The organism is Arthrobacter sp. R4-81 (assembly GCF_054792365.1).
In genome coordinates this window covers 3,010,236-3,022,480 of record NZ_CP096445.1, presented here as the reverse complement: position 1 = coordinate 3,022,480, position 12,245 = coordinate 3,010,236, and the positions used below count along the sequence as shown (strand labels likewise).

The 12,245-nt window shown below is 61.8% G+C and carries 11 protein-coding genes and 1 rRNA gene; 10 read left to right on the top strand and 2 right to left on the bottom strand.

Annotation, left to right across the window (positions count from 1 at the left end; all coding sequences use genetic code 11):
* Positions 1-48: 48 nt before the first annotated feature.
* Positions 49-165 (top strand): 5S ribosomal RNA (gene rrf / locus M1E05_RS14060).
* Positions 166-262: 97 nt separating this feature from the next.
* Here the strand turns inward: rrf and M1E05_RS14055 are convergent.
* Entirely contained in the window at positions 263-1,690 is a 1,428-nt protein-coding gene (locus M1E05_RS14055) for a polysaccharide deacetylase family protein (protein ID WP_458110922.1), read from the bottom strand.
* Positions 1,691-2,249: 559 nt separating this feature from the next.
* On the opposite strand from M1E05_RS14055, the gene M1E05_RS14050 reads away from it, so the two are divergent.
* From M1E05_RS14050 to recN, 9 genes are all read left to right on the top strand, one after another.
* Positions 2,250-4,031, top strand: coding sequence for a hypothetical protein (locus M1E05_RS14050; protein ID WP_461163305.1), 1,782 nt, complete (start codon positions 2,250-2,252; stop codon positions 4,029-4,031).
* Positions 4,015-4,695 (top strand): hypothetical protein, encoded by a 681-nt coding sequence (locus M1E05_RS14045; RefSeq protein ID WP_461163304.1) that lies wholly within the window; start codon positions 4,015-4,017, stop codon positions 4,693-4,695. Before M1E05_RS14050 ends, M1E05_RS14045 begins: the two co-directional genes overlap by 17 nt.
* Positions 4,696-5,021: 326 nt before the next feature.
* On the top strand, positions 5,022-5,936 hold the full coding sequence (locus M1E05_RS14040; protein ID WP_461163303.1) for a hypothetical protein: 915 nt from the start codon (positions 5,022-5,024) through the stop codon (positions 5,934-5,936).
* Positions 5,918-6,790, top strand: coding sequence for a tetratricopeptide repeat protein (locus M1E05_RS14035; RefSeq protein WP_458110918.1), 873 nt, complete (start codon positions 5,918-5,920; stop codon positions 6,788-6,790). Before M1E05_RS14040 ends, M1E05_RS14035 begins: the two co-directional genes overlap by 19 nt.
* Positions 6,791-6,795: 5 nt before the next feature.
* Entirely contained in the window at positions 6,796-7,785 is a 990-nt protein-coding gene (locus tag M1E05_RS14030) for an HAD-IIA family hydrolase (protein ID WP_461163302.1), read from the top strand.
* Positions 7,786-7,794: 9 nt separating this feature from the next.
* Entirely contained in the window at positions 7,795-8,076 is a 282-nt protein-coding gene (locus M1E05_RS14025) for a hypothetical protein (protein ID WP_461163301.1), read from the top strand.
* Positions 8,073-8,897, top strand: coding sequence for a TlyA family RNA methyltransferase (locus M1E05_RS14020; protein WP_461163300.1), 825 nt, complete (start codon positions 8,073-8,075; stop codon positions 8,895-8,897). The genes M1E05_RS14025 and M1E05_RS14020 overlap by 4 nt, the downstream gene beginning before the upstream one ends.
* A 13-nt stretch (positions 8,898-8,910) precedes the next feature.
* Positions 8,911-9,975: an NAD kinase gene (locus M1E05_RS14015; RefSeq protein WP_458110914.1), complete on the top strand. Its 1,065-nt coding sequence runs from the start codon at positions 8,911-8,913 to the stop codon at positions 9,973-9,975.
* Positions 9,976-9,978: 3 nt separating this feature from the next.
* Entirely contained in the window at positions 9,979-11,718 is a 1,740-nt protein-coding gene (gene recN / locus M1E05_RS14010) for a DNA repair protein RecN (protein ID WP_458110913.1), read from the top strand.
* Here recN and M1E05_RS14005 read toward each other — a convergent pair.
* A complete protein-coding gene (locus M1E05_RS14005) occupies positions 11,715-12,224 on the bottom strand; it encodes a DUF2867 domain-containing protein (protein ID WP_461163299.1) in 510 nt (169 codons plus the stop codon). The two genes, recN and M1E05_RS14005, sit on opposite strands and share 4 nt — an antisense overlap.
* Positions 12,225-12,245: the final 21 nt, after the last annotated feature.

Sequence of the window (12,245 nt, the reverse complement as noted above, 5' to 3'; positions counted from 1 at the left end):
TGTAACCACCAGATTTCCCACCCCCCACAGGGGTACGGGACACAGGGTTACGGCGGTCATAGCGTGGGGGAAACGCCCGGTCCCATTCCGAACCCGGAAGCTAAGACCCACAGCGCCGATGGTACTGCACCCGGGAGGGTGTGGGAGAGTAGGTCACCGCCGGACAACCATTAAAAAAGGGTCGAGAGCCCCAACCACACACGGTTGGGGCTCTCCCTCATTTAAAGCAAATGGTGCCATCCGCATAAAAGCGTCCAGGCTGTCAGGGAATCAGGGATGAGAGGGTAACAAACCCGTAGCCCTGGCCGCGAAGCCCTTCAATGATCTGGGGCAGGGCATCTGCGTCCAAAGTGGACCTGTCAGTCGGATGGGCACCTACATGCATCAGCACTATCCCACCGGGTGTAGCGGCCGCCAGGACGCGGTCCCGTACCGAGGCTACGGAACGTCCGCCGCTGGTTCCCTGCCAACCGAGAGAATCAACAGTCCAGCGGAATGGAACGTATCCGGCGTCGTTGACCACCGCGATATCCGCTGCTGTACGGGCGCCAAAAGGGAAACGGAACAATGGCCGTGTTCCCCGGCCGCCAGCGGCCTTGATCGATGCATCTGCCGCAGCCAGTTCAGCCACTATCTGGGCGTCAGTCAGAGCGGGGAACTCCGGATGCGTGTTGCTGTGGTTTCCAACAGGATGCCCCCCAAGGACCATGCCCTGTACTGCACCTGGGTAAGAACGGGCGAAGGCGCCTGTGATGAAGAAGGTGGCGTCGACGTCGTACCTCACCAGAGTGTCCAGAATGGAGCGTGTACCAGCGTCAGAGGCGCCGGCGTCAAATGTCAGGGCCACCACTTTCTGGTTCGTGGGGATGCGCTCAAGGTCTACACCCCTCCAGTGGTTCGGGACAACATAGGAAGGCGGAACGTTGATCACCAACGGTGGCGGGAAGCCTGCCAATGTCCACTCTGCATAGGTGATGGGACGGTTCTCCGTGGGACCCGCATACCAGATGGTTGGGCTGGTGTATTCCCGGTAGAACTGGTCGCCTGATACACGATTCACCACGCGGGGCGCCGGGAAGCCTTGTTCACTCCACTGTGCGTAGGTGATCGGGGTACCCCTTCCTCTGGCAAGGTCGGACATTCGGGCAATGGATGATGTCCAAGACAGCTTCAGGAATCCCTCATTGCGCCGTGCATCAAACGGTTGGAATCCGGAATCTGCCCACTCGGGATACGTGAGAACGTGGCGAACTCCGCCTGGCTCCTCAACCAGGATCTGGGAGGAGGTACCCCACTGGTAGAAGTAGCTCCCGCCTACGTACGCCACATCGCGGGGCTGCGGCTTGCCTGCATTTTGCCAGGACTGGAGGCTAAGGGGTTCCCACAGCCATGAAGAGGGGTCCTCAGGATCGAAGTATGTTACTGCGCTGATAGTCGGCGCCCAAGAGTACTTTACGTAATCTGTGGGGGCAGGTTGAGGCGTGGGAAATCCCGCTGCAGCCCATTCCTGGTAGGAGATGTGCCGGACGGATGAACCACTCGAGCTGACCTGATAGACGGCGCCGTTGTAGCCAAGTACGTAGTACCCATCGGCGATCGGAGCGGCCCTGGCGGTGTCGACCGCTCCAAAGCCGAGAAGAACGAGGGAGAGAACAGCGGTAAAGGCCGTCAGCCGTTTTCTGATTGTCATGGTCGTTCCCCAGTAGCAGGGATCCCGAATTGGGATATAGCTCATTCTATCGATTTGCGCAAGATGTGAAATTTCTTTTGTGAATCTGTTCGCCAAACTAGGCATCAATTCAATAACTTCCGGTTTCTATCTTCTGGCCTGTGCAGCTGTTGGGGTAGCCTCTAGTTCTGGCTTAGGGCCGGGCTGCAAAAAAAGAGCCTGGAACTTTTAAAACTGCATTTTTGGGGGGCGTGGTTTGGTGAAATCTCGGAGAAGCTGGGGCGCAATTGTCCTTTTGGCTCTTTCACTGGTGCTGACATCGATACAGCCGGCGGCAACCGCCCCACCGAATCCAAGCGGCGAACCTACCGTTGCAGCCGAGCCCTCCTTGGCCGAACCCGCACAAGACCTTCCCAGCCCAACAACCGATCCTGCCGAATCGACTCCGTCCCCTTCGCCAACGTCAGTCGAACAAGCGCCTTCAGAGGCGGAGGAGCCCTCCCCAGCCCCCGCACCTGAAAATTCCCCACCGGCAGCTGGCCCATCACAGTCCATCCAGAGCACGCCGGATACCGAGGCGATGTCCCCGGGAGAGGCTGCTATCGAGGCCGAATGGCAGCGCTTGGGGGGAGCTGCAGGAACATTGGGAAGCGCCGTCAGTGCAACGGAATGCGGGCTGTCGCAGAACGGGTGTCGCCGTCAGTTTTCAAACGGGAAAATTCACTGGACAAGTGCAACCGGTGCCGTGGCGACGAGTGGTGCAATAGCAACTGCGTGGGCTACCCATGGTGAAGCTTCAGGCCGCCTGGGGTATCCGGTGGAGTCCTTTGCCTGTGCACCAGGGGCCACCACCTGTCAGCAGTCCTTTCAGTCAGGCTTTATCGTCTGGAGTCAAGGCATAGGCACCTTCGCCGTTTATTCGCCGTATTCGCGCGTATGGACGTCGTTCGGGGGCTCCGCTGGCCGCCTTGGAGTACCCGTCGGAACGGAAGTTTGCGACTCATCCGGAGCAGGTTGCTCTCAACAGTTTCAGCGCGGACTGATTATTTGGGTGGCAGGGTATGGCACATCTGCTGTCCATGAGCCTTACCAAAGCGTTTGGGCGGCCAGCGGAAAAGCAGCCGGAAGGCTCGGCTACCCTGTCGGCAACGAAGTGTGCAGCGCGAACGGCAGTGGATGTGCCCAGCAGTTCCAGAAGGGCTATATTGCATGGGTCCCGGGTGTCGGCACCACTCTGCTGGCGGGCATTTATGCCACAACGTGGTCCCGCCATGGCGGTGCCGCCGGACCACTTGGTTATCCCGTAGCCGCTGAAGTCTGCGGCTTGGTCAAGCTCGGTTGTTTCCAGCAGTTCGCGAAGGGGGCGATCTATTGGAACTCAGGCAATGGTGCCTATCCCGTTTATGGAGGATACAGCCAGATCTGGAGTAAATACGGACGGGAGGGAGGCCGCCTGGGGTACCCGGTCTCGTCAGAAAAATGCGGGCTGGCGGGCTCCGGTTGCGTTCAGTCATTTCAAGGCGGCTATGTCTACTGGGCCGCGGGCATAGGATTCCATTCCGTATACGGCGTCTACGGTCAGGTGTGGGGGTCCAAACGCGCCCAGGACGGAGCTCTGGGCTACCCGGTTTCCGAAGAAGAGTGCCAAAGCACCAGCTGCACCCAGCGATTTGAGGGTGGGTGGATTCAGTGGATCGCGGGTCAGGGGGCCGGCCACAGGTACTCCGAGTGGGGATATTGCCGGGCACTGAATGTTGGAGCCACTAAATATTCCGGTGGGGGAGCAGCCCGGGTTGCCTTCGCGGTTTCCCAAGGCTACAGAACCACTCCTGTTACATTCACCAACTGCGTGAAGCGGGACGGCAAATACGTTCACGACTGGACGGCAGCAGGTTATGCCGGCGAGAGCGGATTCGCCCCGCCGGGTGCTGCCACCGGGCCCACCACGGGCAAGTATTCACCGACGGGGTCCTACTCGATCACCCTTGCGTTTGGACTTTCCAACCCCGGTACTTCCTTGCCCTACCAGACACTGAATCCATACTCCCGCTGGGGAGGGCGCCTTAATTCCAACTACAACAAGTACTTCGAATCAAGCGCCGACATTTTTCCGGATGAGAACATGTGGTACTACGCCACCAGACCCTCCGGTGACTACCGCCAGGGCGCGGTCATCAACTACAACAGGCCTCCCGATTCCGAGATTGTTATGAATGCCGGCTTCGCGATCTTCCTGCATGCCAACCCCGTGCCAACTTGGGGCTGCATCTCCCTGACCGAATCAAATGTCGTACGATTCCTGCGTACGGCCAGTTCCGGGGATCGGCTGATCATGGGAGTAAGCAATGACGTGTTCGAATAAGGGAACAATGCGACGACGACGGCTTGCCATGTCTGTTGCCGCATTTCTCCTTTCCGGTGCAGCGCTTGCGGCCTGTACCGGACCGGGGTCGCCCACTCCGGGTGGCAGTCCCGGTCCTTCCGTCTCCGGGACTGATGCTTCCAGTACTCCTGCGGCATCACCAAGCCCCACCGGCACCAGCCAGATCGGCAAGGACGGCCGGACCGTGGAGCCTGGAAAGTCAGCTGATTCCTGCTCTGTGTTGTCGGAATCGGTCTTGCGCACCGTCCTTGGCTCCTGGGCAGGGTCACTACAGGCCGGCCAGGGTGAGGTGTCGATTGACCGGGACGGTACGTCAATCGATGCCTGTGTCTACCCGCTTGCGGCAGGGAGTGGCACCGACAACAGCCTGATTGTTGAACGCCGAACCTTCGCTTCTGCACAGGCACTTCAAACCAGTGGTCCGTTTACCATGCTGATGAAACCCGAGCCCCTGTCCGGCTTGCAGGGTGATGCACGGTATGGCGTTAACTCTCTGTCGGGCAGCACGGAGTACGTGGTCGTCTCGGTATCGGGAACCAGCCTTTCCCGACTCCTCCTCTCAACTCCTGCAAGCGGTCCGGGGCCGGGGCCTGACGAGGCTAAGAGGATGCTGGTGGACCTTGCCCGGCAGGCGGGTTTTTAGTCCCTGGCTATGATCATGGTCACTGTTGGACCTTCCGTTCTGCTTGCGGTGCCCACTATGCCTGCCCTCGCCTAGAATTGCATGAGATGTACGGACTTCGAAGCGCTTGAATTCGGGTTGCGTAGGACGACGAACACCGAGAAGAGCGGCTGCGATTGCGCCAGTGGTCAGCTCGCAATAGGAGGACTCCATAATGGCTGAGCACAACGGCGGACACCGCGGCGGAAAAGATCGCGGCGGTTCCAGCGGACGGGGTTCTGGTGGCCCCTTCCGGGGAACCAATAATTCGGGCGGAGATCCACGCGGATTCCGTTCCCGCGAGGATCGTGACGGCCAGGGCTCGCCGTTTGGTGACCGCCAGCGCCCGCAGGGCGACGCCGACCGTAAGCCTCCGTTTGGTGATCGTGATCGTAAGCCGCCGTTTGGTGATCGGGATCGGAAGCCTTTTGGTGATCGTCCGCGTCGTGAGGGTGATGGTGAGCGTCGGAGTTTCGGTGGCGATCGGGATCGGAAGCCGTTTAGCGGTGGTGCTGATCGTGATCGTAAGCCGCCGTTTGGTGATCGGGATCGGAAGCCTTTTGGTGATCGTCCGCGTCGTGAGGGTGATGGTGAGCGTCGGAGTTTCGGTGGCGATCGGGATCGTAAGCCGTTTAGCGGTGGTGCTGACCGTGATCGTAAGCCGCCGTTTGGTGATCGGGATCGGAAGCCTTTTGGTGATCGTCCGCGTCGTGAGGGTGATGGTGAGCGTCGGAGTTTCGGTGGCGATCGGGATCGGAAGCCGTTTAGCGGTGGTGACCGGGATCGTAAGCCGCCGTTTGGTGACCGGGACCGTAAGCCGTTTAGCGGTGGTGGTGACCGGGACCGTAAGCCGTTTAGCGGTGGTGGTGACCGGGACCGGAAGCCTTTTGGTGATCGTCCGCGTCGGGAGGGTGATGTTGAGCGTCGCAGCTTCGGTGGTGGCGAAAACCGCAGACCCTTTGGCGACCGTCAGGACCGTGCCCCCAGAACCTTCGATCGTGGCGACTCAGGCCCCCGCCAGTTCGGGCGAGGCGACGAGGCCAGGGACCGTCCGGTACGCGTACCGAATGCCCGCGACCTGCGCAGCGCGAACCGTCCCGATCGGGAACGATCGCCCCAAATCGACGAAGATGTCACAGGCCAGGAACTTGATCGGGCCACCAAGCACGAAATCAAGACACTCGAAGCCAACAGCGCCGAGTGGGTGGCACGCCACTTGGTGATGGCTGGCCGGCTCATCGATGACGAGCCCGAACTGGCCTTCCAGCATGCCCTGGCTGCAAGCCGCCGGGGCGGAAGGCTTTCAGCGGTGCGCGAGGCCGTGGGACTCACGGCCTATGCTGCTGGCCACTATGGCGAGGCGTTGCGGGAATTCCGGACCTACCGGCGCATCAGTGGATCCAATGTGCATCTGCCGGTCATGGCCGATTGTGAAAGAGGGCTGGGCAGGCCGGACAGGGCCCTGGACGTCGTGCGGTCCGAGGAAGCCAAGGACCTGGATGCGCCAGGCAAGGTCGAACTGGCCATCGTGGCCGCAGGTGCCCGCTCTGACCTGGGCCAGTTGGACGCTGCCGTGGCTGAGTTGGAGATCCCCCAGCTGGACATGAACCGGGCCTTCTCCTACAGCCCGCGCCTGTTCAGGGCCTATGCGGATGCTCTGGCTGCAGTCGGCCGTGGTGAAGAAGCTGAGAAGTGGCAGCGCCAGGCTGTCGTGGCCGAGAACGCCCTGGGCCTTGGCGCCTCTGAAGAGCCCGACATCATCGATCTTGGCTGGGACGAGGAAGAGGAAGCCCGGCAGGACGAGGAATTGCGCCGTCTGCATGCCCGCCAAAACGCGGAGACGACGGAAGGTGCGCAGGGGAGCACCAAGGCAGCTGAGGCTGAACCGAGGCCGGCGACAACAACGTCTGCCCCTCTAGAACTCGACGAAGGCTCAGACGACGCCGAGTCCGACTACTTTGAGTCAGATGACGCAGAGTCGGATGAGGATTCAGTCGAAGAAGATGTCGAAGAGACCGAGACCAGTGCGTCGGAAACAGCGGACGACTCCGAACGCGTGAACCGCACAGAGGACTAGACCCTATGCCTTCCGCTTCACTCATTTCGATGTTCGACGCCCTGCTGTCGGATCTGGACGGTGTGGTGTATGCCGGTCCGCATGCAATCCCCGGTGCCGTAGAGGCCCTCGGGAAGCTTGAAGGTGAAGGCGTGGGCCTGGGTTATGTCACCAACAATGCCTCCCGGACCCCTGCCCAGGTGGCTGCTCATCTGCGCGAACTCGGGGCTCCCGCGGAGGACCATCAAGTGGTGAGCTCATCCCAGGCGGCAGCAGAACTTTTGTCGGGCATGCTTCCGGCCGGCTCACGGGTGCTCGTGACGGGTAGCCGTGCCCTTGCCCATGAGCTTGAACTCGTTGGGCTTATCCCCGTCCACAGTGCTTTGGAACACCCCGTGGCCGTGGTTCAGGGATTCAACCCGGAAATCGCCTGGAAGGATCTTGCCGAGGCGTCATACGTAGTGGCGGGCGGGGCGCTCTGGGTGGCAACGAACACAGACATGTCCATTCCGCAGGCGCGGGGGATCGCGCCGGGGAACGGCACCCTGGTTGCCGCCGTGGCGTCGGCCACAGGGCAGAAGCCGTTGGTGGCGGGCAAGCCGGAAGCTCCCTTGTTCCATGCAGCCGCCAAACGGATTGGCTCTGAGCGCCCGCTCGTCGTTGGTGACCGCCTGGACACTGACATCCTCGGGGGCAACCGGGCCGGCTTCGCCACTGTCGCCGTCCTGACCGGCGTCGATACACGGGAGTCGATCCTGGCTGCCCGGGCTGAGGAACGCCCCGCGTATCTCATCAACACGTTATCTGAGCTTTATGAGCCCTACCCGGACGTGGAGCGACGTGACGGAAGCTACTATTGCCGCCGATCCCATGCAGTTGTTGACGGGAACAGCGTCAGCATCAGCGGGGACCGTTCTGATGTGGATTCGTGGCGGGCCGCATGCGCAGCGTGGTGGGCCGCGAACCCCGGAGCCACAACGGCAAAGGTGCCAGACCTCGAATGGCTTGATCATTAGACTGGTGAAATGACCGAGCTGAACCAACCGCCAAACCCTGTCGCCCACGCGGAAGCCCGCTGGCCTCAGGCTCCCAGGTTGCAGGCCTCCTCAGATCCGGGCATCAATGATCCGGGCACCAGTGACCAAGACGTGGACAAGGCCCTTGGGCTGCTGAACAAATTGCATGAGCTGGCGGTGGCAGAGCACGGGGTTGTTTACGCCCAACTGCACGATGCCCTGCTGGAGGCGCTGAACGCCGAGGTTCTGAATGCTGACTCGCAAGCGCCGTCGGACGCCCGCTTCCCATGACCCGACTGGACCAGATGCTTGTGGCCCGAGGGCTGGCAAGATCGCGTACCCATGCCGCGCGGCTCATCGTTGAAGGAAAGGTGAGCTCTGGCGGGACCACCCTGTCAAAGGCTTCCCTCCAGGTCGAGGAACAAACTGAACTAAGCGTGGCCGAGGCGGCGGAGGATCTCTACGTCAGCCGCGCCGCCCATAAACTGGCCGGCGCGCTCACGGCTTTCCCGGAAATTGTCGTCCGCGGAAAACGCTGCCTGGACGCAGGAGCGTCCACGGGCGGCTTCACGGAGGTGCTGCTCAAGCACGGTGCAGCACGAGTGGTGGCAGTCGACGTCGGGCATGGACAGCTGGTGCCGCAACTTCGGTCAGATCCGCGTGTAGACGTCCATGAAGGGCTCAATGTCCGCTACATGAAGGCTGATGATATCGGCGGCCCGGCGCAGCTGACTGTGGCCGATTTGTCCTTTATCTCCCTCACCCTGGTGGTTGAACCGCTGGCGGCCTGCACAGAGCATGGCGGAGACATGGTGCTCATGGTCAAACCCCAGTTCGAGATCGGCAAGGACAGGCTGGCCCGGACCGGTGTGGTCAATTCCGAGCTGGAGCGGCGCCGGGCAGTGGCTAAAGTAGCGTCGGCTGCCGCAGAGTCGGGACTGGAATTGCGGGGGCTGGCAGCCAGTCCCTTGCCCGGCCAGGACGGAAACGTTGAATACTTCCTGTGGATAAAACGCAGGATGGTTCCAGACTTGCCTAAGATCGAAGGGCGTGACGCAGCTGTTGCCGAGTTGCTTGGAAGTATTTGGCCGAGTCCATTAAAGAACCACTAGAAAGCGGAACCCGATGAGCAGGCGTGTACTGGTCCTTGCCCACACCGGCCGCGAGGAATCACTGAAAGCTGCATGGGAGGCTTGCGAACAGCTCCATTCCTCCGGGATTGTGCCTGTGATGCAGGAGTCGGAGCTTGGCGACATGGAGCGCTACTTCGGCCGGCTGGAACACCCTGTTGAGGTCCTCCATGATCACATCCAGCTGCCCGATGTTGAACTTGTTATGGTCCTCGGCGGAGACGGAACCATTCTCCGCGCCGCTGAACTTGTCCGTGAAGTGGACGTGCCGCTCCTGGGCGTCAACCTGGGCCACGTTGGTTTCCTTGCCGAAAGTGAACGGGCAGACCTCGCCCAGACTGTTGAGTGGATCGCCAGCAGGCAGTACACCGTGGAAGAGCGAATGACCATCGATGTTCAGGTCTGGGTCCGCGGGCAAAAGATTTGGCACACGTGGGCGCTCAACGAAGCTGCCATCGAAAAAGGCAACCGGGAGCGGATGCTCGAAGTGGTTACGGAAGTGGACGAACGCCCGCTGACCACCTTCGGGTGCGACGGCATTGTGCTGGCAACCCCTACCGGCTCCACTGCCTACGCTTTTTCCGCCGGAGGGCCCGTGGTGTGGCCGGAAGTGGAAGCCCTCGTGATTGTCCCGATCAGCGCCCATGCCCTCTTTGCCAAACCGTTGGTGGTCTCGCCCCGCTCGAAACTCGCTGTCGAAGTTCTGGGCCGCACTGACGCTCAGGGAGTTCTGTGGTGCGACGGGCGGCGCTCCGTTGATCTCCCGCCCGGTTCGCGGGTGGAGGTTACCCGGTCGGCAACACCCGTACGGCTGGCCCGGACCCACCCCACGCCGTTCTCAGGACGGCTGGTCCGCAAGTTCGAATTGCCCATCCACGGCTGGAGGGGGCCTGTACCAAAAGCGGAATCCGTTCACACCGGCCCCATCCCCATTGTCCGTACACCCAAGCCGATGCCTTTGCCGCCGACGCCGTTGCCTTCAGCTTCCCGGCCGGCAATTTCTTCGGAAGAACATCCGGAAGAACCGCCGGCAGCCCCCGACCCCACCACTGCGAGGTGAATCGTGCTTGAAGAACTGAGAATCCGCGATCTCGGCGTCATCACGGATGCTACGTTGCCGCTAGGCCCCGGGTTGAGTGTCGTGACCGGCGAAACCGGCGCGGGTAAAACCATGGTGGTTACCGCCGTCGGTCTTCTGCTGGGGGCAAGATCAGACGCCGGTGCCGTCCGGAGCGGGGCAAAAAGTGCCACCGCTGAGGCGGTACTGAAGCTGGAAAACGGGCATCCCGCCGTTGTGCGGGCGCTGGAGGCCGGCGCAGACGTGGAGGAGTTCGACGGCGGCGCTGAACTTATCCTCGCCCGGCGCCTGGGAGCGGACGGCCGCAGCCGTGCTTTCCTTGGCGGGCGGGCCGCCCCGGTCGGCGTCCTCGCCGAAATCGGGGAAACCCTCGTGGTGGTCCACGGCCAGTCGGATCAAATCAGGTTGAAGGGCGCTACCGCCCAGCGTGGTGCCCTGGATAAGTTTGCCGGTGATTCCCTCACTGCTCCGCTCGCCACCTACCAGGCGCTGTACAGTCACTGGAAGTCCATCCAGGCGGAGCTCGATACGCTCCGCAGCGCCGCCCGTGACAGGCTGCGTGAAGCCGAGTCGCTGGAGATCGCCTTGGCCGAAATTGATGAGGTGGATCCCCAACCAGGTGAGGACGAGTCCCTCAAGGCCGAGGCCGTGAAGCTGGCCAATGTGGAAGAGCTGAGGATTGCCGCGAATACCGCGCACCAGGCTCTTATTGCGGAGGACTTCGGCGATTCCGGTGACGCAACCACCTTGGTGGATGCAGCGAAACGGACCCTGGAGCATGTTGCGGAGCACGACGCCGAGCTGGGTGCGGCCGCTGCCCGGCTTGCCGAAGTCGGCTTCCTGCTCAACGACATCGCTACGGAGCTGGCCAGCTACCAGGCGGGACTGGACTCGGAGGGGCCGGAGCGGCTCGCCGAGATCGAGGACCGGCGGGCCGCATTAGCCAAGCTGGTCCGCAAGTACGCACCGAGCATCGACGAAGTCCTGGTCTGGGCCGAAAACGCCCGGGTCAGGTTCGACGAACTCCAGGACGATTCCACGCGGATCGAGGCGCTCGACGCCGAAGTTGTCCGCGCGGAGGCCGAATTGAGGAAACAGGCAGCAGCCATCAGCAAGATCAGGGCCAAGGCAGCCAAGGATCTTTCAGCCCGTGTCAGTTCCGAGCTGAAGGCGCTGGCCATGGCGGATGCAACGCTGGTCATCAACCTCGAAGCGGGCGGACAACTAGGTCCCTTTGGCGTGGATGAGATCTCGTTCCTGCTTCAGCCGCATGCGGGAGCCCCTGCACGTCCTCTCGGCAAGGGCGCCTCCGGCGGTGAGCTCTCCCGCGTCATGCTGGCCATCGAGGTGGTGCTGGCCGCGGTAGATCCCGTGCCGACGTTCGTCTTCGATGAAGTGGATGCCGGCGTTGGCGGCCGCGCGGCCGTGGAAATCGGGCGCCGGCTGGCCATGCTGGCCCAGCATGTCCAGGTGCTGGTGGTGACCCACCTGCCCCAAGTGGCGGCTTTCGCTGACCAGCACATCCGCGTCACCAAGACCTCTGTACGCGGCTCCGACGGCGCTACTGCCACTGGATTCACCTCCAGTGATGTGCAGTTGCTGGACGCATCCGAACGGATCAAGGAGCTTGCGAGGATGCTGGCGGGGCAAGAGGACTCGGAATCGGCACAAGCCCACGCGAAAGAACTCCTGGAAGACGCCCGCCTCCTGCCCCAGCGGGCTTAGCGGGGAGCCAGCACCCGGATGGCCCTGGCCATCATGGCGTGCACCACGAGCGGATGCAGAACCCTCACGGGCAGGAAATAGAGACGGCCACTCCATCCCTTGAACCGCACGGCCGTGGTGACCCGCAGAAGCTTTCCTGAAGCATCCATGGCCACTCCACAACGGAAATCAAGGTGCTTGTCGTCGGCGCTGATAAGAGCTTCTTCACCAACAACACTGGCCACGGCGAAAATGTCTTTCGGTGCCGGTTTGACTCCGATCAAGGGCACCAAGGCTTGGCGGATGCCCAACAGCCACTTGACCCAGAGCGGGACGCCGGCGACTGAAAAGATCGTCTCTGCCCAAAGCCGTGGTTCCACAGGGCTTCCTGCAGGCACTGGGAGAACAATCACATCGGCATAGTCCGGCACCGGAATCGATGCGAGGGCCAGCGACACGAAAGACGGAGGGAAAGTTGGCGTTTGGCTGCTTTCATTGGGCGGGTTTACGGGATCCGGCGTCGTCACCCCTTGATCGTAGCCGTCCAA